Source organism: Psychrobacillus sp. OK028, assembly GCF_900103605.1.
GTDB lineage: Bacteria > Bacillota > Bacilli > Bacillales_A > Planococcaceae > Psychrobacillus.
The window spans coordinates 171,391-192,903 of the sequence record NZ_FNHY01000008.1; the positions used below are offsets into that span (position 1 = coordinate 171,391).

A 21,513-nucleotide genomic window follows, 5' to 3' on the forward strand; every position below is an offset into this window, starting at 1 on the left:
TGGCAAATGTATATACGTATCCACGAATCAGTAAGTTCATGATATCCCACTCCGTATTTCTCTAAACAGATATACGCTTCTTTACTAATGATCGGGAAACCATGGCTGCTGATTCGTGCAGTCATGGTTTTTTTATATAAAATTAGGAGGAAGTTAAATTGAATTTAATCGAACAATATGGTTGGAATAGTAATTGGGAAGAAAAAATGACAGGTAGTGGAATTGCTGGTCGCGTGCTGCTAGAGCATAAGAATTTATATAGAGTGATAACAAATGAAGGGGAGCTACTCTGCTCACTTTCCGGTAAATTTAAGTTCGAGCATGGAAGAGAAGCATTTCCGGCAGTTGGAGACTGGGTAGTGCTTGAACAAATGCCAGGCGAAGAAAAAGGAATTATTCATGAAGTACTTCCTCGTAGCTCCCAATTTTCGAGGAAAATGGCAGGATTGACGACCGAAATACAATTAATTGCGGTTAACGTTGATTTTGTATTCCTAGTGATGTCGCTCAATCATGATTTCAATGTCCGTAGATTAGAGAGATACTTATTGGCGGCATGGGATTCTGGGGCGACACCAGTTGTAGTGTTAACGAAAAAAGATGCCTGCGATGACTTAGAGTATTATATAAAAGAAGTAGAAGCTATTGCATTTGGTGTTGACATATATGCAGTGAGTAGTGTTACAGGAGAGGGTATTGAACAACTAGGAAATCTGTTGGCTGCTCATAAAACAGGTGCATTACTAGGATCCTCCGGAGTAGGGAAATCATCTTTAATAAACGCATTGTCAGGTGTTGAAGTAATGACTGTGAATGATATTAGAGAAGATGATAGTAAAGGACGTCATACGACCACGCATAGGGAACTGACTTTATTGCCAGAAGGTGGTTTACTGATCGATACGCCTGGTATGAGAGAATTTCAGCTTTGGGATACGAGTGATGGAGTTAGTGCTAGCTTCCAGGATATTGAAGAGCTCGCTTTAACATGTCGTTTTCGTGATTGTCAGCATGTAAAAGAGCCGGGCTGTGCGATTCAGGAGGCTATTTACAGCGGTGTGCTTAAACAAGAACGCTATAAAAGCTATGTAAAACTAATGAGAGAACTTGCGCATATCGATCGAAAAAACGATGCAGTAGCTAAAAAAGCAGAAACGAATAAATGGAAGCAAATTACGAAGTCTCAACGAAATAATTATAAAAAGAAAATCTAGTTTTAGATGTGAGGTAACGGATGATTCAGTTAATCAATCACTATGAAGAAAAGGTCGCTGAATGTATTCTGTCCATTCAATTACCAGCGTATAAAGTAGAAGCTGATTTAATCGAATTTGATGGGATCCCAAGGCTTTTGGACACTGTAGAGGATATAAAAAATTCCAACGAACTATTTCTTGGAAAGTTAGAGGGCTCGAAATTGGTAGGTTTTATTTCTGTAGGTTTTATTTCTTATGAAGATACAAGTGAATTGATTGATATATGTAGACTTGTAGTGGACCCTAATCATTTTCGGAAAGGGATTGCATCGGAATTATTGAACTATCTATTAACAGTCATAGCTAATGATAAAAAGGTAGTTGTATCAACTGGTGCAAAAAATGTACCTGCAATCATGTTATATGAGAGATATAATTTTAAAAAATTTGCGGAAATTGAAGTAGAACCGGATTTCTATATCACACAACTGGTATATGAGGGAAAAAAAGATTTATTGAATATGAATATTCATTTTGATATATCCTAAACTACAAACGACTGTTTGTAGTTTTTTCTTCTTTTTAAGGGCAAATCGTATCAATTGCACATGCGAAAAATTCTCGTTATAATATAGTCAAAGTTAGTCAAAGTCAGTTTGTGAGAAGAGGTGAGAAGATGAAAAATATATCTGACATAATTGAAGGGTATTTGAAGGCAATTATAGAAGAAGGAAGTAAGGAACAAATTGAAATTAAGCGAAGTGAAATTGCAGAAAAATTTCAGTGTGTCCCATCTCAAATAAATTATGTAATCAATACACGATTTACCCAAGACCGCGGATACTTAGTAGAAAGTAAACGAGGTGGAGGGGGATATATTCGAATCCTCCGCGTTCGAGCTCATACAAAAGCTGATTTAATAGAGCATATTATACAAACACTAGAAAATGGGGCTTCTGAATCTGTGACGGAAGATATCGTTTTTCGGTTAATCGATGAGGATGTTATTTCTAAGCGCGAAGCAAAACTCATTTTAGCAGCTTTAAATCGAACAACTCTTGCTATTCCGCTACCAGCAAGAGATGAACTACGGTCACGTATTTTATGTGCCATGTTATTAACACTAAAATACGAAAAAAGTGAAAAATGAACGGGGTGTGTTGAAAGGTGATTTGTGAAAATTGTAAGCAAAGACCAGCGAAAGTAACGGTTACGCAAGTGCATAATGGTGAACACTTTGAAAGACATTATTGTGAGGTCTGTGCAAATAGCCTCCACCCGTTTTATGTAGAGTACAAACAAGATCCATTATCTCTACATCAACTATTATCGAACTGGTTTAGTCAAACAGAACAACAACCAATGCAACAAAAACAACAAAAAAACATGATTGTTTGCGATGAATGTGGTTGGTCAATTCAGCGGTTTTTAGACGAAGGAAAATTTGGTTGTGCAAATTGCTACCACAGCTTCCGTCCCCAGTTACCAAATGTATTTAAAAGACTTCATAATGGCAATACGACGCATATTGGAAAGGCTCCAGGTGCGCTAGGGGAAAAAATTGCTATAAAAAAACGTATAGAAATAATTCGCTCACAAATGAAAGAAGCGATTGATAGTGAAAGCTTTGAGGAAGCCGCAAAGCTGAGAGATGAAGCTAGGGACTTGGAAAGTCAACTTTCTACAGGAGGTGACCAAACTGATGTCAATTGATCACTTTTTAGATAACTCCATTTCTAGTTGGATGGCTGGAGAAGGAAAGCATTCAGATATTGTGATGAGTACAAGAATACGGTTAGCTCGAAATCTGAATGGCTATCGTTTTCCTTTAGCATTTACAGAAGATGAGGCGCATAAAATTGACCAATCTGTTTCTGCCACCTTGCTAGATGCAAGTGACGAATTGCAGATGCAATTTTCTTCCATTCATATAAAGGATGTATCAGAACTAAGTCGTCAAGTATTAGTAGAAAAACATTTGATTAGTCCAAAGCTTGCGAACTCCCCGATGACTGGCTCGGTTTTGTTGTCGGATGATGAATCTGTTAGTGTGATGGTCAACGAAGAAGATCATATACGGATACAATGCCTTTTTCCAGGCCTACAAATTCAAGAAGCCTACGCACAGGCAGATGAATTAGATCGTGTATTAGATAAGGAATTACCGTATGCGTTCGACGAGCAGTTTGGTTATTTAACAAGCTGTCCTACCAATACTGGTACTGGTCTACGTGCATCTGTCATGATGCATTTACCAGCATTAACGATGACAAAGCAAATGAATAGAATTGTAACGATTATATCAAGACTAGGAATGGTCGTTAGAGGAATTTACGGAGAAGGTAGTGAAGCGCTCGGTAATGTATATCAAGTGTCCAACCAAACCACACTTGGTAAGTCAGAAGAAGACATACTTGCTGATCTTCAGAGTATTACCGAACAAATTATTCAAAAAGAAAGAGAAGCACGAGATGCACTTATAAAGCATTCAGCCAATACACTAGAAGACCGACTATATCGATCTTTAGGAACTTTATCATTTGCTCGTATTATGGCAACCGATGAAGCAGCAAGATGCCTATCAGATGTACGATTAGGGATTGATATGGGACTCATAGAAGATGTGGATGTATCTATCTTGAATGAATGTATGGTGTTTATGCAACCAGGATTCCTACAAAAATATGCAGGAACTTCATTGAATACCTCCGAGCGGGATATGTTTCGCGCGAAGCTGTTAAGGGAACGATTGCAAAAAGAAGAAAAACAGAAAACAAAAGGAGAGGAATCTGAATGATGTTTAATCGTTTTACACAAAGATCTCAAAAAGTATTACAACTAGCACAAGAAGAGGCTATTCGCTTAAAGCATGAATCTATAGGGACGGAACATATATTACTTGGTCTTATCCGAGAAGGTAGTGGAATTGCTGCTAAAGCATTAGAAGCAATAGAAGTAGACTTGAAAGTAATCGAAGCGGGAATCGAGGAACTAGTAGGAGCGGGTAAAGAAGAAGTTGGACCTATCGTTAACTACACACCTCGTGCGAAAAAAGTGATTGAACTTTCAGTAGATGAGTCTCGAAAATTAGGGCATTCGTATATTGGAACTGAGCATCTATTGCTTGCACTTATCCGTGAAGGAGAAGGTGTAGCCGCTCGTGTTCTAAACAATGCAGGAGTAAGTTTAAACAAAGCTCGTCAACAAGTGCTTCAATTATTAGGAAGCACAGAGCAAGCTCATAGTAATGGAAACAATGGGGCTGCTCCAGCAAGTACACCAACACTAGATGGTTTAGCTCGTGACTTAACGCAAATTGCAAGAGAAGGCACACTGGACCCTGTAATTGGTCGTAGTAAAGAAATTACAAGAGTAATTGAAATCTTAGCTCGTCGTACAAAAAACAACCCAGTTCTAATTGGAGAACCAGGTGTTGGTAAAACAGCTATTGCTGAAGGGCTAGCACAGCAAATTGTACAAAATGAAGTGCCTGAAATCCTACGCGATAAACGAGTGATGACACTTGATATGGGTACGGTTGTTGCTGGTACAAAATATCGTGGGGAATTTGAAGATCGTTTGAAAAAAGTGATGGATGAAATTCGCCAAGCGGGCAATGTTATCTTATTCATAGATGAACTTCATACGTTAATTGGTGCAGGTGGAGCAGAGGGTGCTATTGATGCTTCGAATATTTTGAAACCAGCTCTTGCTCGTGGAGAAATTCAATGTATCGGTGCGACAACGCTAGATGAATATAGAAAATATATTGAAAAGGATGCAGCGCTTGAGCGTCGTTTCCAACCAATTCAAGTAGATGAGCCTTCTGTTGAGGAAGCTATCCAAATTATTTACGGTTTACGTGATCGTTATGAAGCGCATCATCGTGTGAAAATTACAGATGCAGCGGTAGAAGCTGCTGTGAAAATGTCAGATCGTTATATTTCTGATCGTTTCTTACCTGACAAAGCCATCGATTTAATAGATGAAGCGGGGTCTAAAGTTCGTTTACGCTCGTATACAACACCTCCAAATTTAAAAGAATTAGAAACTAAACTAGAAGCTATCCGATCTGAGAAAAATGCAGCAGTGCAAAGTCAGGAATTTGAAAAAGCCGCATCATTCCGTGATAAAGAACAAAAGCTTAAAGATGAACTAGAAAAAATGAAAAACAACTGGAAAGAGAAGCAAGGAAAAGAAGAGTCTGAAGTAACAATAGATGATATTGCTGCAGTTGTGTCTATGTGGACTGGAGTACCGGTTTCTAAGCTGGCACAAACTGAATCTGAAAAGTTATTAAAACTAGAAGATAAATTACATGAAAGAGTTATTGGTCAAAGTGAAGCAGTGGACGCAATTTCAAGAGCTATTCGTCGTGCACGTGCAGGCTTGAAAGATCCAAAACGTCCTATTGGCTCATTTATTTTCTTAGGTCCTACTGGTGTAGGTAAAACAGAGCTTGCTCGTGCGTTAGCAGAAGTGATGTTTGGAGACGAGGATGCGATGATTCGAGTAGATATGTCTGAGTATATGGAGAAGCATTCCACTTCCCGTCTAGTTGGTTCTCCTCCAGGATATGTCGGGTTTGACGATGGTGGACAATTGACAGAAAAAGTACGTCGTAAACCATACTCTGTTATCCTATTAGATGAGATTGAAAAAGCACACCCAGATGTCTTTAATATTCTTCTTCAAGTGTTAGAGGATGGACGATTGACTGACTCTAAGGGTCGCACAGTAGATTTCCGTAATACGGTAGTCATCATGACATCCAATGTCGGTGCAGATGCACTTAAATTCAACAAATACGTTGGATTTAACTTAACGGAAGGCGGTAAGACAGACTATAAAGATATGAAAGGCAAAATGCTAGAAGAATTGAAAAAAGCATTCCGCCCAGAATTCTTAAACCGTCTAGATGAAATGATTGTGTTCCATTCTCTTGAAAAAGAGCATTTAAAACAAATTGTTTCACTAATGACAGAACAATTATCAAAACGCTTGAAAGAACAAGGTATTGAGTTAGAAATTACAGAAGCAGCACAAGAAAAAATTACAACTGAAGGCTATGAACCTGAATATGGTGCGCGTCCTTTACGCCGTGCGATTCAAAAACATGTTGAAGATCGACTATCCGAAGAGCTTTTAAAAGGAGAAGTATTGAATGGACAGCATGTAATATTTGATGTAGAAGACAACGAGTTTGTTGTTCGCACGAAAGCTTTAGTCACAGAGGGTTAATATTGCGGGCATTCCGAAAAAATTCCGGAATGCCCTTTTTTATAAGTGTCTAGCTCCAGCGCCTAGCCCCTCGAGTCGCTTCAGACTTGCGAATAAAGGCAAAGAACGCCTTTATTGCAATTCTTCCAGCGCTTGTGGGGCTTGGATAGGCGCTTGCGCTTTTCGTTATACATATTAGGAGGTATTATGGCTAAAAAGAAAACGAAATTTATGTGTAACTCATGTGGTTATGAATCTGCAAAATGGATGGGGAGATGTCCCGGATGTGGTGATTGGAACACGATGGTAGAAGAAACTGAAATAGTTTCCAAAGGTCCAAAACGTTCCTTTCAGCACTCAGAAGGCACAGCGCAAAAGGCTACTCCGATTATTTCAGTAATCACACAAGAAGAACCACGGGTGACAACAGACTTTGCTGAATTGAATCGTGTGCTAGGTGGAGGGATTGTACCGGGGGCGCTCGTTTTAATAGGTGGAGATCCGGGTATAGGGAAGTCCACACTTCTGTTACAGGTTTCAGCTTTACTTGCCAATAAAGGAGAGCGAGTGCTGTATATTTCGGGTGAGGAATCCATCCGTCAGACAAAGCTCCGTGCAGAACGCTTAGGAGTGACATCAGCTGAGCTTTATATCTACTCTGAAACCAACCTGGAGTTAATCAATGAAACTATTGAGAGTGTAGAGCCTAAATTTGTCATTGTGGATTCTATTCAAACTGTTCATCATCCTGAAGTGACTAGTGCACCTGGTAGTGTATCGCAAGTTCGAGAATGTACAGCAGAGCTTATGCGAATAGCCAAAACCAAAAATGTAGCAATCTTTTTAGTGGGACATGTAACAAAAGAAGGTCAAATTGCAGGTCCACGCATATTGGAACATATGGTAGACACCGTTTTGTACTTTGAAGGAGAACGTCACCATACGTATCGTATTTTAAGATCTCAGAAAAACCGTTTTGGCTCTACGAATGAAATTGCCATTTTTGAAATGGTTCAATCTGGTTTAAAAGAAGTACTTAATCCTTCTGAATTGTTTTTGCAGGAGCGATCTCACGGGGCAGCGGGTTCTGCCATTGTTGCCTCTATGGAAGGTACTAGACCTATATTAGTAGAAATTCAAGCGTTAGTGACTCAATCTAGCTTTAATTATCCGAAACGTATGGCTACTGGTATTGATCAAAATCGTGTTTCTCTACTAATGGCGGTCCTGGAAAAGAGAATGGGATTATTACTTCAAACGCAAGATGCTTATATAAAAGTTGCTGGAGGAGTAAAATTAGACGAACCTGCAATCGATTTAGCCGTCCTAGTAAGTATCGTCTCTAGTTTCCGAGATACAGGGGTCACACCGACAGATTGTTTTATCGGGGAAATCGGATTAACTGGAGAAGTAAGAAGGGTGTCTAGAATTGAACAGCGTGTGCTAGAGGCTGCCAAGCTTGGCTTTAACAGAGCGATTGTTCCAGCCTCAAATCTAGGAGGTTGGGATTATCCAGAAGGCATACAAATTATAGGGATTGAGACAGTTAACGAGGCGATGAAAATAGCATTTTCATAATTAGTACACGAGTAAATGCTAACTAGCTAGCTATAGACGCTATCCGTGCACTTGCTACAGGGTGGCGTCTTGGTTTTCTGTTCGGTCTAGCTCCGGCGCCCAGCCCCTCGAGTCGTTTCAGAATGTCGAATAAAGGCAAAGGACGCCTTTATCGTCATTCTTCCAACGCTTGTCGGGGCTTGAGTGGGCACCTGCGCTTTTCTGATTAGACTTATTGTGAAAGTTGGAAGTATAATGAAATAAATGGAGGTGGCATATTTGTTAAAATGGATTATTCAAATTGCGTTTGTTTTAATTGGTGGAACATTGGGTTTACTATTCTTACCGCACTTATACGAGCTTTTTAATTTATCTGACAACCCTTGGATTCACAATCCGTATATTTCTGTTTTAGTTGGAGCATTTTTGTTATACGTGGCCGCATTATTTATGACCGATTACTTAATTAACTTTATCAAGTGGATGGAGGAGCGGTTATTAAAAGCCCCTATTGGAGATTTGTTATTCGGAACGCTTGGTCTAGTAATAGGATTAATCGTTGCCTTTTTCCTAGGTTCTGCGCTTAATAATATCGCGATACTAGGCTCGGTTGTGCCCGTATTATTGTCAATTGTTTTGGGATACTTAGGATTTCAAGTTGGGTTTAAAAAGCGTGATGAGCTTCTACAGGTTTTTACTCCCTCTAAACAAAATAGTAGCAAAAAGAAAACAGTGGAAGATGATAACCAAGAATTGAGTCTAGGAACTTATAAATTGTTGGATACAAGTGTTATTATTGATGGACGTATTGCTGATATTTCGACAACGGGATTTATCGAAGGAGTTTTTGTTGTTCCACAATTCGTTTTAACTGAGCTACAGCATATTGCAGATTCTTCGGATACGCTTAAACGAACTAGAGGTCGTCGGGGTTTAGATGTACTGAAAAAACTACAAACAGAACGAGCTTCCGCCGTGTTAATCGTGGAAGAAGACTTTGAGGATATCCAAGAGGTAGATTTAAAATTAGTTCGTCTCGCTAAAAAGATGAATGGAATCGTTGTTACAAATGATTTCAATTTAAACAAGGTTTGTGACCTGCACCAAGTACGGGTTTTGAATATTAATGATTTAGCAAATGCCGTAAAGCCGGTCGTTATTCCCGGGGAAATAATGCATGTTGTTGTCATTAAAGATGGTAAAGAGCACAATCAAGGTGTTGCATATCTAGATGATGGGACGATGATTGTAGTGGAAGGTGGTAAAGCATATATAGGACAGGCTATAAATGTAGAAGTGACAAGTGTGCTTCAAACATCGGCGGGTCGGATGATATTTGCAAAACCACAAGACTCGAAATAACGAAGAAGGGTTGTTTCCTTTTTAAAAGGAATACGCCCTTTTTCTGTGTGATGGAGGATCATTAACATGTTGTATACTGTTTTAATACCAGCTGCAGGTAGTGGGAAGCGAATGGGTGCCGATAAAAATAAATTATTTTTGGAGCTACGGAATATTCCTATTTTGGTACATACTTTAAGAGTTTTTGACAAAGATCCTAATTGTGAACAAATTGTATTAGCTGTGAAAAAGACGGAACAACTATTCATTGAACAGCTATTAATGGATTATCGCATTACGAAGGTTTCTGCCATTGTAGAGGGCGGTGAAGAACGGCAGCATAGTGTATATGCTGCTTTAAAAGTAGTTACATCTAAAGAAGTAATTCTCGTTCATGATGCAGCAAGACCATTTATTCATCAGGAAGTAATAGAACAATTAGTAAAAGCAGCAGGTGCTTCTGGGGCAGCAGTTGCAGCAGTTCGGGCAAAAGATACAATGAAAAAAGTAGAAGATGGTATAATTCAAGAAACAGTCGATCGAGAAAGCTTATGGATTATTCAAACGCCTCAAGCATTTCAATATGCATTATTAGAAAAAGCAGAAAGACTAGCAGAAGCAGAAAAGTTTCTTGGGACAGATGAAGCAATGCTCGTAGAAAGACTAGGAGAGCGTGTTCATATTGTTGATAGTACCTATGATAATGTAAAAATGACAACGAGTGAAGATCTTCTATATGGAGAGGCTATTTTAAATAAGCGGGAGCAGGAGGAACAATAAATGATGCGAATTGGACAAGGTTTTGATGTACATGAATTTGCGGATAATCGTCCGTTAATAATAGGTGGGATTGAAATTCCTTATGAAAGAGGGCTAATTGGTCACTCAGATGCAGATGTATTACTACATACTGTTACAGATGCCGCTTTAGGTGCGATTGGAGAAGGCGATATTGGTAGACACTTCCCAGACACAGACCCTGAATTCAAGGATGCGGATTCGGCGAAGCTATTAGAGCATATTTGGAAGCTAGTAGATGCTCGTGGATATAAGTTAGGGAATATAGATTGTACCATTATTGCACAAAAACCAAAAATGGCACCATATATTGAAACGATTCGTGAGCGTGTGGCGGAGTTACTTCAAGCGGATGTTTCTCAGGTAAATGTGAAGGCTACCACAACTGAAAAACTTGGATTTACAGGGCGCGAAGAAGGAATAGCATCGATGGCTACAATATTGCTTCTTAAGAAGGACTAACTTTAAAAAACATATAAGCAATGGTAGAATGAATGAAGTTTACACTTAATTCAGCAAAAGACCGAAATCTTACTGAATTAAGTGATGCCTCCGGCGAATGTCATAGATTTTGTAGAGAGTGAATTGAGCAAGCTCAATTCAAAATCTGGACACAAAAACGCCAAGGTGGATTTGATTTGAACGAAAACTAGGAGGATACACTTATGACACAAGAAGTTCGCGTACGCTACGCGCCAAGTCCAACAGGATTTTTGCATATTGGAGGAGCACGTACAGCATTATTTAACTACCTATTTGCACGTCACCATAACGGTAAATTTATTGTTCGTATTGAAGATACAGATATAGAACGTAATGTAGAAGGTGGCGAGTTATCGCAGCTTGAAAACTTAAAGTGGTTAGGAATAGACTATGATGAATCTGTAGATATAGGTGGACCTTATGCGCCATATCGTCAAATGGAGCGTCTAGATATATATACAAAGCACGCAGAAGAAATGTTAGAAACAGGACATGCCTACAAATGTTTCTGTACTTCTGAGGAATTAGAAGCAGAACGTGAAGTACAAAAAGAAAAAGGTATTGCAGCTCCTATGTACAATGGTAAATGCCGTCATTTATCAAAAGAAGAGGTACAAGCAAAAGAACATGCGGGCCAAGCCTACACGATTCGTATGCGAGTGCCAGAAAATATAACTTATACATTTGAAGATTTAGTTCGTGGATCCGTTACTTTTGAATCTAAGGACGTAGGTGACTGGGTATTAGTGAAAGCTAATGGGATTCCAACATATAACTATGCCGTAGTATTAGATGATCACTTTATGGAAATCTCTCATGTTTTCCGTGGGGAAGAGCATTTATCGAACACACCAAAACAATTAATGGTTTTCGATGCATTTGGATGGGCATACCCTAAGTATGGTCACATGACATTAATCATCAATGAAAATCGTAAAAAGCTTTCCAAACGCGATGAGTCGATTATTCAATTTGTTACTCAGTACAAAGATCTTGGATATTTACCGGAAGCAATGTTTAACTTCTTTGCATTATTAGGGTGGTCACCTGAAGGAGAAGATGAAATTTTCACGAAAGAGGAATTCATCAAAAACTTCGATGTGTCACGTCTTTCAAAATCACCATCGATGTTTGACAAACAAAAGCTTACATGGATGAATAACCAATATATTAAACAACTGCCGCTTGAAAAAGTAGTAGAGCTTGCACTACCACATCTTCAAAAAGCAGATCTACTTCCAGCTGAATTATCGGAAGAAGAACTTACGTGGGCAACAAAGCTTATTGCTCTTTACCATGAGCAAATGAGTTTTGGTGCTGAAATAGTTGAATTATCTTCATTATTCTTTGATCACGAAATTGCATATACTGAAGAAGCAACAGAAGTGTTAGCTGGGGAGCAGGTTCCTGAAGTTATGGCTGCCTTCAAATCACAGCTTGAAAACTTAGATGCGTTTGAAGCTGCAGAGATTAAAGCTGCAATTAAAGCGGTGCAAAAAGAAACTGGTCATAAAGGAAAAAACCTTTTCATGCCAATCCGTGTAGTAACGACTGGTCAAATGCATGGTCCAGAATTAGCTGATGCCATTAGTTTAATTGGAAAAGATAAAGTAATTGCTCGCGTTGCCAAATTCGCAAAACAATAAGATTGACTTTCCGTTAACAAGATGTGAAAATGGTGTTACAAATTGGAAAGCAAAACAAATAGTAAAGCGAAGACGAGGAGAAGTAAGTAAAGCATACTCTTTAGAGAGGACCATCACCGGCTGAAAGTGGTCTGAGCCTATGAGTTACTGAAATGCACCTTCGAGCGTCATGCCGAACTTTTAAGTAGGCTGAACGTATCATCTGCGTTAAAGATGCCGAGTGGGAAAAGTTTTTATATTTTCCAATCAGAGTGGAACCACGCAACTTGCGTCTCTGTCTATATTTTATAGACAGAGACTTTTTTTATGGGGAAAAATGAAAGGAGGGCAATCTTGTGTTTGAACGAATGAAAGAAGATATTGCAGTAGTATTTGAACAAGATCCAGCTGCTAATAGCAAGCTAGAGGTTGTATTAACATATGCAGGTTTACATGCCATTTGGAGTCATCGCATTGCGCACGCATTATTTAAAAAGAAATTCTTTTTCTTAGCGCGTGTCATTTCGCAAATTAGTAGATTTTTTACAGGTGTAGAAATTCACCCAGGAGCAACAATTGGGAGACGTTTTTTTATCGACCATGGCTCGGGTGTAGTAATTGGAGAAACGTGTGAAATCGGAGATGATTGCACGATTTATCAAGGTGTCACACTAGGTGGTACCGGGAAAGAAAAAGGAAAGAGACATCCAACACTTCATAATAATGTTCTAGTTGCGACAGGAGCAAAAGTATTAGGATCGATAACAATTGGGGAAAATAGTAAAGTTGGGGCTGGCTCGGTTGTATTAAAGGATGTGCCTACTAATTCAACTGTCGTTGGTATTCCGGGTGTTGTCGTCATTCAAGATGGTGTAAAAGTGAAGCGAAACCTAGATCATCAAGACCTTCCCGATCCGTTTGCTGACCGATGTAAACAAATGGAAGCCAAAATAGAGGAGCTTCATAAAGAAGTTGACCGTCTAACGAAAGAAAAGGAGAGAAACTGGTCATGACAATCCAAATTTTCAATACATTAAAGCGCGAGAAAGAACCGTTTATCCCACTCGAAGAAGGCAAGGTCAAAATGTATGTATGTGGTCCAACTGTTTACAATTATATCCATATCGGTAATGCTAGACCTGTAATTGTCTACGATACGGTAAGAAAGTATCTACAATATCGCGGATATGACGTGACGTACGTTTCTAACTTCACAGACGTGGATGATAAAATTATTAAAGCGGCAAATGAACTCGGAGAAGATGTATCAGAGCTTACAGAACGTTTTATCAACGCTTACTTTGCAGACGTGGAAGCACTTGGCTGCAATCGAGCAGATTCACATCCTCGTGTAACAGATCACATGGATCAAATCATTGAATTCATCAAAGTATTAGAGGAAAAAGGCTACGCATACGAATCGCAGGGAGATGTTTATTACCGCACGAGAAAATTTGATGGATACGGTAAGCTTTCTCATCAGTCTGTAGATGATTTAAAGGTCGGAGCTAGAATTGAAACTGGCGTAAAAAAAGAAGATGCATTAGACTTCGCCCTTTGGAAAGCCGCAAAACCTGGAGAAATCTTCTGGGAGAGCCCTTGGGGGCAGGGGCGTCCGGGATGGCATATTGAGTGCTCTGTAATGGCACGTGAAATTCTAGGAGATACAATTGATATTCATGCTGGAGGCCAGGATTTAACCTTCCCTCACCATGAAAATGAGATTGCACAGTCAGAAGCTAGAACTGGTAAAACATTCGCGAGATACTGGATGCATAATGGGTATATAAATATAGACAACGAAAAAATGTCGAAATCACTCGGTAATTTTGTATTAGTGAATGATATTCGCCAGCAAATTGACCCGCAAGTTTTACGTCTATTTATGTTAAGTGTTCATTATCGAAATCCTATTAACTATTCAAAAGAATTGGTCGAGCAAGCGGAGGCTGGTTTGGACCGTATTCACACAGCGTACGACAATTTAGTTCATCGCTTAAGTACCACTGCAAATTTAGGGGATTATAAGGATATTTGGTTCCAAAAAATTGCCGATGTGAAAGTGCAATTTGAGATAGCAATGGATGATGACTTCAATACAGCAAATGGAATAGCAGCTATTTTTGAATTGTCGAAACTCGCGAATACGTATTTACAAGAAAAACAAACCAGTGAAGACGTATTAAAACAATTTATATCCGTTATGGATTTATTAACGGCTGTCCTGGGACTTTCATTTGCCAAGGAAAAAGAAGTATTGGATGAAGAAATCGATGCATTGATCGAGGAACGCAATCAGGCAAGAAAGGATCGTAACTTCGCTCGTGCAGATGAAATTAGAGATCAATTAAAAGAGCTAAATATTATTTTAGAAGATACTGCACAGGGTATCCGATGGAAAAGAGGATAAACTTGTGGGAAATTTAAAGCTTTCGGATGTCAAACAATTAAATTCTTTAGCGCTTGCCTATATGGGTGATGCTGTTTTCGAACAAGTTGTGCGAGAACATCTCATCCGCTCTGGGCGGGTTCGACCAAATATTTTACACAAAGAAGCTACTACTTATGTATCCGCAAAAGCACAAGCGATGATTGTAAAAGAAATGCTAGATAAAGAGTTTCTAACAGAGGATGAACAGGCAGTACTTCGAAGAGGACGTAATGCAAAATCAGGATCAGTTCCAAAAAATACTGACGTTATTACTTATCACCATAGTACAGCGTTTGAAGCAGTCATTGGGAGTCTATACTTAAGTGAACAAACGGAACGTTTGCAAGAAGTGCTGAATTTTTCGATTAACTTTATAGATGAACAGAAAGGGGCGAAAAAATAAATGGCGGAAAAAAATGATCAAACGGAGCAAACTGGAGAACTTATTGCTGGGAAAAACCCGGTAGTTGAAGCTCTTCGTGCCGGTAGAGATATGAACAAGGTTTGGCTAGCGGAAGGTATTCAAAAAAGTGGCGTATCGGAAATTATTCAACTAGCCAAAGATGCTGGGATAATCGTGCAGTTCGTGCCTAAAAAGAAATTGGATAACTTAACCGATGCAAACCATCAAGGAATAGTGGCATCGGTTGCTGCCTATCGTTATGCAGAATTAGACGATCTATTTGAGCTGGCAGCTAGTAAACAAGAGGATCCTCTTTTCATTATTTTAGATGAAATTGAAGATCCTCATAATCTTGGTTCTATCATGCGAACAGCAGATGCGGTAGGAGCCCATGGAATTATTATTCCGAAAAGAAGAGCGGTCGGACTAACAGCGGTAGTTGCAAAAGCATCTACAGGAGCGATCGAACATATTCCTGTCTATCGTGCAGGTAACTTGGCCCAAACAGTGGATGAGCTAAAAGAGCGCGGTGTATGGATTGCTGGAACAGATGCTGCAAAATCTACTGATTATCGAAATATGGATGCGACACTTCCTCTTGCCCTTATTATAGGTAGCGAAGGAAAAGGAATGAGTCGACTGTTAAGAGATAAATGTGATTTTCTTTACTATTTGCCTATGGTCGGTCATGTAACAAGTCTTAATGCATCGGTAGCAGCCTCTGTCTTGTTATATGAAATATGGCGCGTTAGAAATCCGCTAAAAGGATAAGAAGATGCAAATTCTACTTGTCGATGGATATAATATCATCGGCGCATGGAGCGAGTTAAGAAAGTTAAAAGAAATAAAATTATTAGACGCTAGAGACCGCTTGATCGAGCTAATGGCAGAATATAAAGCATATACAGGCGTTCGAGTGATTGTAGTATTTGATGCGCACTTAGTGCCTGGTATCGAAAACAAGAAGAAACAATATGACGTAGAAGTTATTTATACAAGAAAAAACGAAATAGCAGACGAACGTATTGAAAAGTTAACGAAAGAATTGAGTGGTAGAAGAGTTCAAATTTACGTAGCAACATCTGATCAGATCGAGCAACGAATTATATTTGGACAAGGGGCACTGCGAAAATCAGCAAGAGAATTAGAAATTGAAATGTTGTCGATCTCCTCCAAAATATCCAAAAAAGTAAAGAGTATTCAAGTGGATAAGCCTGTTTCTAACATACCATTAACAGAAGAAATTGCAGAAATTTTCGAAAAATGGCGAAGAGGAATGAAATGATTCATTGACGCTATAAATTTCCTTCCTGTATACTTGGAATAACTATTCATGTTAGCTGAGGTGACTTCATTGGAAAAGACAGAACAGAATCTGCATTTGGATAGTTTACTAGATGAAGAGCTTGTGGAATTGGTTCATCAAGGAAACACTGAGGCACTAGATTTTTTAATAACAAAATACCGTTCTTTCGTCCGTATGAAGGGAAGATCCTACTTTTTAATAGGGGCCGATAAAGAAGATATTCTCCAAGAAGGAATGATCGGATTATATAAGGCGATTCGAGATTTTAAGGAAGAGAAACTTGCTTCTTTTAGAGCTTTTGCCGAATTATGTATCACTCGACAAATAATAACCGCTATTAAAACAGCTACTCGTCAAAAGCATATTCCGCTAAATTCCTATGTTTCATTGGACAAGCCCATATACGATGAGGAATCTGATCGAACATTGATGGATATGATTGCTGGTTCGGTAATAGATGATCCAGAAGAATTAATCATCAATCGGGAGGATTACGATTATATGGAAGGGAAGATGGCTGAAATACTAAGTGAGCTTGAACAACAAGTACTCGCCTTATACTTAGATGGTCAAACTTACCAAGAAATTTCTGAAGAATTGAACCGTCATGTAAAATCTATCGACAACGCCTTGCAACGAGTGAAGCGTAAACTAGAACGTTATATGGAGATTGGTAGTAACTACGCATAACTGGGATTTTGTTGACATCGTTTATGTAAGATGATAATCTTGAAAAAGACTTATATGGTTACAAAAGGTGATATTATGGTAAAGAAGACTGTCTTAAGCTGTGTCCAATGTGGCAATCGTAATTATACGGTTCCTGCATCCAAAGAAAATGTTGCAATTCGAATAGAACGTAAAAAGTATTGTGCACACTGCAATATGCATACACTTCATAAACAAACGTTATGATAATAAAAATAAGATAGATTTTTTGTGTGGGGGTTTAGCTAAATGGCTAATGTTAGTGGGTTTTTCAAAAATGTAATGAGTGAAATGAGAAAAGTAAGCTGGCCTAGACGTAAAGAGCTTACTAAGTACACAGTAATTGTGCTTGCTACTGTAGTAATAATGGCTGTATTTTTTGCTGTGGTTGATTTAGGTATCTCTGAATTGTTCCGTTGGTATTTGGCATTATAATAAGTAGAATGTAAATATTTGAAAATAGCCCGTCTTATTAAACGAACGGGTTTTTTCATTTGTCTTGAGAAAAGGAGGGGACGGACGATTAGTCCTGACACTATGGAAAAAAATTGGTATGTTGTTCATACGTACTCTGGGTATGAAAACAAAGTAAAAGCAAACTTAGAAAAACGAGTAGAAACAATGGGTATGTCGGATAAAATATTCCGTGTATACATCCCTGAACAAGAAGAGACGGATTTTAAAGACGGCAAAAAACGTGTCGTTGTTAGAAAAACGTTTCCTGGATATGTTTTTGTGGAGCTTATTATGACAGACGACGCTTGGTACGTAGTTAGAAATACACCGGGTGTAACTGGATTCCTTGGTTCTTCTGGTGGAGGAACAAAACCAACTCCTTTAGCTCCAGAAGAAGTACAATCTATGTTGAAACAAATGGGTGATGGTGAACGCGTAGTAGAGGTGGACTTTACTGTCGGAGAATTGGTTGAAGTATTAGAAGGACCTTTTGCGCACTTCCAAGGTAAAGTAGAATTGATTGATATAGATAAAGGTAAAGTAACTGTTTCTGTAGATATGTTTGGCCGCGAAACGAATATGGAATTAGATTTCGATCAAGTTATTAAAATATAATTTCCGTTTCCACTTGCTAAAGCTGGGAAATAGTGATATCATTTCAAAGGTCAGACTTAAAATAGGTCTGTATTAATTTTTCTAATGTTATCAGCGCAGAGCTGAGAGACAGATATTTGAGTGGGAGGGGCAACCCAATTACCACATCACGGACTTAAGGAGGTGTGTCTCGTGGCTAAAAAAGTGATTAAAGTTGTTAAATTACAAATTCCTGCTGGTAAAGCAAATCCAGCGCCGCCGGTTGGTCCAGCATTGGGTCAAGCAGGTGTTAACATCATGGGATTCTGTAAGGAGTTCAACGCACGTACTGCAGATCAAGCAGGTCTAATCATTCCGGTTGAAATTTCTGTATTTGAAGATCGTTCATTTACTTTCATTACAAAAACTCCGCCGGCAGCAGTGTTACTTAAAGTAGCAGCAGGTATTCAATCTGGATCAGGTGAACCGAACCGCGTAAAAGTGGCGACAGTGAAACGTGAAAAAGTTCGCGAAATCGCAGAACAAAAAATGCCAGATTTAAACGCAGCATCTGTTGAAGCAGCTATGTTGATGGTTGAAGGTACTGCACGCAGCATGGGTATTACGATCGAAGACTAATACTTAATGTGCATTTTGATATGACGCATTGTTTTTTGGGAGGTTGTAGTTGTTCATATAGGATAACTGCAACCTTTACACGTGGGAGGTTTATTCCGCTAAAACCACTATCAAGGAGGACATTTATAATGGCTAACAAAGGTAAAAAGTTACAAGAAGCAGCTAAATTGGTAGAAGCTTCAAAATTATACTCAGCTAAAGAAGCTATTGAGCTTGCTAAAAAAACAAGCACAGTTAACTTCGATGCAACTGTAGAAGTTGCTTTCCGTTTAGGGATCGATACTCGTAAAAATGACCAACAAATCCGTGGAGCAGTAGTACTTCCGAACGGAACTGGTAAAACACAACGTGTATTAGTATTTGCTAAAGGTGAAAAGTTAAAAGAAGCAGAAGCTGCTGGTGCAGACTATGTAGGCGATACTGAATATATTAACAAAATCCAACAAGGATGGTTTGACTTCGACGTAATCGTTGCAACACCTGACATGATGGGTGAAGTTGGTAAAATCGGTCGTGTACTTGGACCAAAAGGTTTAATGCCAAACCCTAAAACTGGTACAGTTACATTTGATGTAACAAAAGCAATCGAAGAGATTAAAGCTGGTAAAGTAGAATACCGTGCTGACAAAGCAGGGATTATTCACGCTCCTATCGGTAAAGTTTCTTTCGAGGACGACAAATTAGTAGAAAACTTCTTAGCTGTATTTGATGTAGTTCAAAAAGCTAAGCCTGCAGCATCTAAAGGTGTTTACATGAAGTCTGTGAATATCACGACTACTATGGGACCAGCTGTAAAAGTTGACGCGCAATCAATTAAATAATAGTTGACAGTTAAAAGTATATCTGTTAAGATGACTTTTGTTGTTAAATATACATTTGTACCGAAGACAGTAGGGGCGATTCATCGCTTAATTTCCTACCGAGGACAAGTAAATTCAGATTCTTTTAAGATGATGACTTTCTGCCTCTGTGTCTATTCGTAGAACAGAGGCTTTTCTTTTGTCGGTATAAATGGCCAATTCTTATAGGAGGTGCCAAGATGAACAAAGCAATCGAAACAAAAAAAGTGCAAGTTCAAGAAATTGCTGAAAAGTTTAAAGCTGCTGCTTCCGTAGTAGTTGTTGACTATCGCGGTTTGAATGTTGCGCAAGTAACAGAATTACGTAAACAACTTCGTGAAGCTGGTGTGGAGTTCAAAGTTTACAAAAACTCACTTACACGTCGTGCGACTGAAGTTGCTGGTCTTGAAGGTATTAACGAAAGCCTTGTTGGTCCAAACGCAGTAGCATTTTCTAACGAAGACGTAATTGCGCCAGCTAAAATCATTAATGATTTCGCTAAAAAGAATGAACAACTTGAAATTAAAGTTGGTGTAATCGAAGGAACTGTAGCATCTGCTGAAGATGTGAAAGCATTAGCAGAACTTCCATCACGCGATGGACTACTTTCTATGCTTCTTTCAGTACTTCAAGCTCCAATGCGCAACTTTGCGCTTGCAACAAAAGCTGTTGCAGAACAAAAAGAAGAACAAGGCGCATAATTTATTACGCGGCTTAAATACTACCAAACGGCTTATAGCCTAAAATTATCCATAATAGGAGGAAAACAAAATGAATAACGAACAAATCTTAGAAGCTATCAAATCAATGACAGTTCTTGAATTAAACGACTTAGTAAAAGCAATTGAAGAAGAATTCGGTGTTACTGCTGCTGCTCCAATGGCAATGGCTGCTGGTGGCGGAGCTGCTGCTGCTGAAGAAAAAACTGATTTTGACGTAATCCTTGCATCTGCTGGAGATCAAAAAATCAAAGTAATCAAAGTGGTTCGTGAAATCACTGGTCTTGGATTAAAAGAAGCTAAAGAATTAGTTGACAATGCTCCAAAACCACTTAAAGAAGGTATTTCTAAAGACGAAGCAGAAGCTTTCAAAGCACAACTTGAAGAAGTTGGCGCAGGCGTAGAAGTTAAGTAATTTTTGTACAATTCGAAGAAAAAAGCTCGTCAGTAAACGACGGGCTTTTCTTCGTATGTATTATGGAGGGTGATTTGGTGTCTGATCATTATTACTCTAGGAAACCTCAAACAGAAAGTAAACCAAGACAATGGAATTTTACATTACTAGGGTATAACTTCCGATTTGAAACAGATGCTGGTGTATTTAGTAAAAGCGAAGTAGATTTTGGCTCCCGTGTATTAATCGATGCTTTTGAATTGCCGGATCTAGAAGGTCCAATTTTAGATATAGGCTGTGGATATGGGCCAATAGGTCTTTCTATTGCAAAAGCAAATGAGGGAAAAACAGTTCATTTGGTAGATGTTAACACACGTGCAATCCAACTTGCAGAAAAAAATGCTGCTGCTAACGGGATACAAAATGTACGAATCTATGAAAGTGATGGATTGTCAGCGGTTGACACTGCAAACTTTGCGGCTATTATAACTAATCCACCGATTCGCGCTGGAAAAGAAACTATTTTTCGTTTCTATGATGAATCTTATGAAAAGTTAGTTTCAAAGGGAGAATTGTGGGTTGTGATTCAAAAGAAACAAGGGGCACCATCAACTTTTAGTTATTTAGAAGAGGTTTTTGGTCAAGTTGACGTTGTAGAAAAGTCTAGAGGTTATTGGATTATCAAAGCTACAAAGATTGACTTGACAAAATCGCTATGATATTATAAGAAAATGCAAAATTATTATTTTGAGGACGTATGCCCTTTTGAATAAATAGAAGTAGAAATGGGTATACTTGCCGAGAAAAAGTTTGGTTAATCGAAAA

The 21,513-nt window shown here is 38.7% G+C and carries 25 protein-coding genes and 2 other annotated features; all 25 genes read left to right on the forward strand.

Features of this window, described 5'->3' with window-relative positions; translation table 11 throughout:
* Positions 1–206: 206 nt before the first annotated feature.
* The 25 genes from rsgA (at position 207) to BLR36_RS14545 (ending at position 21,407) form a co-directional block, all read left to right on the forward strand.
* On the forward strand, positions 207–1,214 hold the full coding sequence (gene rsgA / locus BLR36_RS14425; protein WP_139185103.1) for a ribosome small subunit-dependent GTPase A: 1,008 nt from the start codon (positions 207–209) through the stop codon (positions 1,212–1,214).
* Between the two features lie 20 nt (positions 1,215–1,234).
* Complete coding sequence (locus BLR36_RS14430) at positions 1,235–1,744, forward strand: GNAT family N-acetyltransferase (RefSeq protein ID WP_093062457.1); 510 nt, start codon at positions 1,235–1,237, stop codon at positions 1,742–1,744.
* 128 nt (positions 1,745–1,872) lie between these two features.
* Entirely contained in the window at positions 1,873–2,346 is a 474-nt protein-coding gene (locus BLR36_RS14435; RefSeq protein WP_090567701.1) for a CtsR family transcriptional regulator, read from the forward strand.
* 17 nt (positions 2,347–2,363) lie between these two features.
* Complete coding sequence (locus tag BLR36_RS14440) at positions 2,364–2,909, forward strand: UvrB/UvrC motif-containing protein (protein WP_093062458.1); 546 nt, start codon at positions 2,364–2,366, stop codon at positions 2,907–2,909.
* Positions 2,899–3,993 (forward strand): protein arginine kinase, encoded by a 1,095-nt coding sequence (locus BLR36_RS14445; RefSeq protein WP_093062459.1) that lies wholly within the window; start codon positions 2,899–2,901, stop codon positions 3,991–3,993. Before BLR36_RS14440 ends, BLR36_RS14445 begins: the two co-directional genes overlap by 11 nt.
* Positions 3,990–6,437, forward strand: coding sequence for an ATP-dependent Clp protease ATP-binding subunit (locus BLR36_RS14450; protein WP_093062460.1), 2,448 nt, complete (start codon positions 3,990–3,992; stop codon positions 6,435–6,437). The genes BLR36_RS14445 and BLR36_RS14450 overlap by 4 nt, the downstream gene beginning before the upstream one ends.
* Positions 6,438–6,623: 186 nt before the next feature.
* Entirely contained in the window at positions 6,624–7,994 is a 1,371-nt protein-coding gene (gene radA / locus BLR36_RS14455) for a DNA repair protein RadA (protein ID WP_093062461.1), read from the forward strand.
* A 258-nt stretch (positions 7,995–8,252) separates the two neighbouring features.
* The gene (locus tag BLR36_RS14460) at positions 8,253–9,335 is read left to right on the forward strand and encodes a PIN/TRAM domain-containing protein (protein ID WP_093062462.1); all 1,083 of its coding nucleotides are present in this window, start codon (positions 8,253–8,255) and stop codon (positions 9,333–9,335) included.
* Positions 9,336–9,401: 66 nt separating this feature from the next.
* Positions 9,402–10,094 carry a 2-C-methyl-D-erythritol 4-phosphate cytidylyltransferase gene (ispD, locus tag BLR36_RS14465; protein WP_093062463.1) on the forward strand — a complete coding sequence of 231 codons (693 nt, stop codon included), beginning with the start codon at positions 9,402–9,404 and terminating at the stop codon, positions 10,092–10,094.
* Entirely contained in the window at positions 10,095–10,574 is a 480-nt protein-coding gene (gene ispF, locus BLR36_RS14470; protein ID WP_093062464.1) for a 2-C-methyl-D-erythritol 2,4-cyclodiphosphate synthase, read from the forward strand.
* Positions 10,575–10,777: 203 nt separating this feature from the next.
* The gene (gene gltX / locus BLR36_RS14475) at positions 10,778–12,241 is read left to right on the forward strand and encodes a glutamate--tRNA ligase (RefSeq protein ID WP_093062465.1); all 1,464 of its coding nucleotides are present in this window, start codon (positions 10,778–10,780) and stop codon (positions 12,239–12,241) included.
* 60 nt (positions 12,242–12,301) lie between these two features.
* Positions 12,302–12,520 (forward strand) — a binding site (T-box leader).
* Between the two features lie 56 nt (positions 12,521–12,576).
* The gene (gene cysE / locus BLR36_RS14480; protein WP_093062466.1) at positions 12,577–13,233 is read left to right on the forward strand and encodes a serine O-acetyltransferase; all 657 of its coding nucleotides are present in this window, start codon (positions 12,577–12,579) and stop codon (positions 13,231–13,233) included.
* The gene (gene cysS / locus BLR36_RS14485; RefSeq protein WP_093062467.1) at positions 13,230–14,630 is read left to right on the forward strand and encodes a cysteine--tRNA ligase; all 1,401 of its coding nucleotides are present in this window, start codon (positions 13,230–13,232) and stop codon (positions 14,628–14,630) included. Before cysE ends, cysS begins: the two co-directional genes overlap by 4 nt.
* A 4-nt stretch (positions 14,631–14,634) precedes the next feature.
* Entirely contained in the window at positions 14,635–15,054 is a 420-nt protein-coding gene (locus BLR36_RS14490; RefSeq protein WP_093062468.1) for a Mini-ribonuclease 3, read from the forward strand.
* Entirely contained in the window at positions 15,055–15,825 is a 771-nt protein-coding gene (gene rlmB / locus BLR36_RS14495) for a 23S rRNA (guanosine(2251)-2'-O)-methyltransferase RlmB (protein ID WP_093062469.1), read from the forward strand.
* A 4-nt stretch (positions 15,826–15,829) separates the two neighbouring features.
* On the forward strand, positions 15,830–16,339 hold the full coding sequence (locus BLR36_RS14500; RefSeq protein ID WP_093062470.1) for an NYN domain-containing protein: 510 nt from the start codon (positions 15,830–15,832) through the stop codon (positions 16,337–16,339).
* 69 nt (positions 16,340–16,408) lie between these two features.
* Positions 16,409–17,050: an RNA polymerase sporulation sigma factor SigH gene (gene sigH, locus BLR36_RS14505; RefSeq protein WP_371326730.1), complete on the forward strand. Its 642-nt coding sequence runs from the start codon at positions 16,409–16,411 to the stop codon at positions 17,048–17,050.
* A gap of 39 nt (positions 17,051–17,089) precedes the next feature.
* The gene (gene rpmG, locus BLR36_RS14510) at positions 17,090–17,275 is read left to right on the forward strand and encodes a 50S ribosomal protein L33 (RefSeq protein WP_371326731.1); all 186 of its coding nucleotides are present in this window, start codon (positions 17,090–17,092) and stop codon (positions 17,273–17,275) included.
* A 42-nt stretch (positions 17,276–17,317) separates the two neighbouring features.
* Positions 17,318–17,503, forward strand: coding sequence for a preprotein translocase subunit SecE (gene secE, locus BLR36_RS14515; RefSeq protein WP_093062472.1), 186 nt, complete (start codon positions 17,318–17,320; stop codon positions 17,501–17,503).
* Between the two features lie 102 nt (positions 17,504–17,605).
* On the forward strand, positions 17,606–18,139 hold the full coding sequence (gene nusG, locus BLR36_RS14520; protein WP_093062473.1) for a transcription termination/antitermination protein NusG: 534 nt from the start codon (positions 17,606–17,608) through the stop codon (positions 18,137–18,139).
* 171 nt (positions 18,140–18,310) lie between these two features.
* A complete protein-coding gene (rplK, locus tag BLR36_RS14525) occupies positions 18,311–18,736 on the forward strand; it encodes a 50S ribosomal protein L11 (RefSeq protein WP_139176005.1) in 426 nt (141 codons plus the stop codon).
* A gap of 128 nt (positions 18,737–18,864) precedes the next feature.
* The gene (rplA, locus tag BLR36_RS14530) at positions 18,865–19,557 is read left to right on the forward strand and encodes a 50S ribosomal protein L1 (protein WP_093062474.1); all 693 of its coding nucleotides are present in this window, start codon (positions 18,865–18,867) and stop codon (positions 19,555–19,557) included.
* Positions 19,558–19,599: 42 nt separating this feature from the next.
* Positions 19,600–19,743: a sequence feature (ribosomal protein L10 leader region), on the forward strand.
* Positions 19,744–19,775: 32 nt separating this feature from the next.
* Positions 19,776–20,276, forward strand: a complete 501-nt coding sequence (rplJ, locus tag BLR36_RS14535) for a 50S ribosomal protein L10 (protein ID WP_093062475.1) — start codon at positions 19,776–19,778, stop codon at positions 20,274–20,276.
* A 70-nt stretch (positions 20,277–20,346) separates the two neighbouring features.
* On the forward strand, positions 20,347–20,709 hold the full coding sequence (gene rplL, locus BLR36_RS14540) for a 50S ribosomal protein L7/L12 (protein WP_093062476.1): 363 nt from the start codon (positions 20,347–20,349) through the stop codon (positions 20,707–20,709).
* A gap of 77 nt (positions 20,710–20,786) precedes the next feature.
* The gene (locus BLR36_RS14545; protein ID WP_093062477.1) at positions 20,787–21,407 is read left to right on the forward strand and encodes a class I SAM-dependent methyltransferase; all 621 of its coding nucleotides are present in this window, start codon (positions 20,787–20,789) and stop codon (positions 21,405–21,407) included.
* Positions 21,408–21,513: the final 106 nt, after the last annotated feature.

Excerpts from the sequence above, each read along its gene's own strand:
- ispF (WP_093062464.1), top strand. The coding sequence starts at position 10,095 with ATGATGCGAATTGGACAAGGTTTTGATGTACATGAATTTGCGGATAAT.
- BLR36_RS14450 (WP_093062460.1), top strand. The coding sequence starts at position 3,990 with ATGATGTTTAATCGTTTTACACAAAGATCTCAAAAAGTATTACAACTA.
- gltX (WP_093062465.1), top strand. The coding sequence starts at position 10,778 with ATGACACAAGAAGTTCGCGTACGCTACGCGCCAAGTCCAACAGGATTT.
- nusG (WP_093062473.1), top strand. The coding sequence starts at position 17,606 with ATGGAAAAAAATTGGTATGTTGTTCATACGTACTCTGGGTATGAAAAC.
- radA (WP_093062461.1), top strand. The coding sequence starts at position 6,624 with ATGGCTAAAAAGAAAACGAAATTTATGTGTAACTCATGTGGTTATGAA.
- rlmB (WP_093062469.1), top strand. The coding sequence starts at position 15,055 with ATGGCGGAAAAAAATGATCAAACGGAGCAAACTGGAGAACTTATTGCT.
- rsgA (WP_139185103.1), top strand. The coding sequence starts at position 207 with ATGACAGGTAGTGGAATTGCTGGTCGCGTGCTGCTAGAGCATAAGAAT.
- secE (WP_093062472.1), top strand. The coding sequence starts at position 17,318 with ATGGCTAATGTTAGTGGGTTTTTCAAAAATGTAATGAGTGAAATGAGA.
- rplJ (WP_093062475.1), top strand. The coding sequence starts at position 19,776 with ATGAACAAAGCAATCGAAACAAAAAAAGTGCAAGTTCAAGAAATTGCT.
- BLR36_RS14430 (WP_093062457.1), top strand. The coding sequence starts at position 1,235 with ATGATTCAGTTAATCAATCACTATGAAGAAAAGGTCGCTGAATGTATT.
- BLR36_RS14500 (WP_093062470.1), top strand. The coding sequence starts at position 15,830 with ATGCAAATTCTACTTGTCGATGGATATAATATCATCGGCGCATGGAGC.
- BLR36_RS14435 (WP_090567701.1), top strand. The coding sequence starts at position 1,873 with ATGAAAAATATATCTGACATAATTGAAGGGTATTTGAAGGCAATTATA.
- rplA (WP_093062474.1), top strand. The coding sequence starts at position 18,865 with ATGGCTAACAAAGGTAAAAAGTTACAAGAAGCAGCTAAATTGGTAGAA.
- BLR36_RS14445 (WP_093062459.1), top strand. The coding sequence starts at position 2,899 with ATGTCAATTGATCACTTTTTAGATAACTCCATTTCTAGTTGGATGGCT.
- ispD (WP_093062463.1), top strand. The coding sequence starts at position 9,402 with ATGTTGTATACTGTTTTAATACCAGCTGCAGGTAGTGGGAAGCGAATG.
- rplL (WP_093062476.1), top strand. The coding sequence starts at position 20,347 with ATGAATAACGAACAAATCTTAGAAGCTATCAAATCAATGACAGTTCTT.
- cysS (WP_093062467.1), top strand. The coding sequence starts at position 13,230 with ATGACAATCCAAATTTTCAATACATTAAAGCGCGAGAAAGAACCGTTT.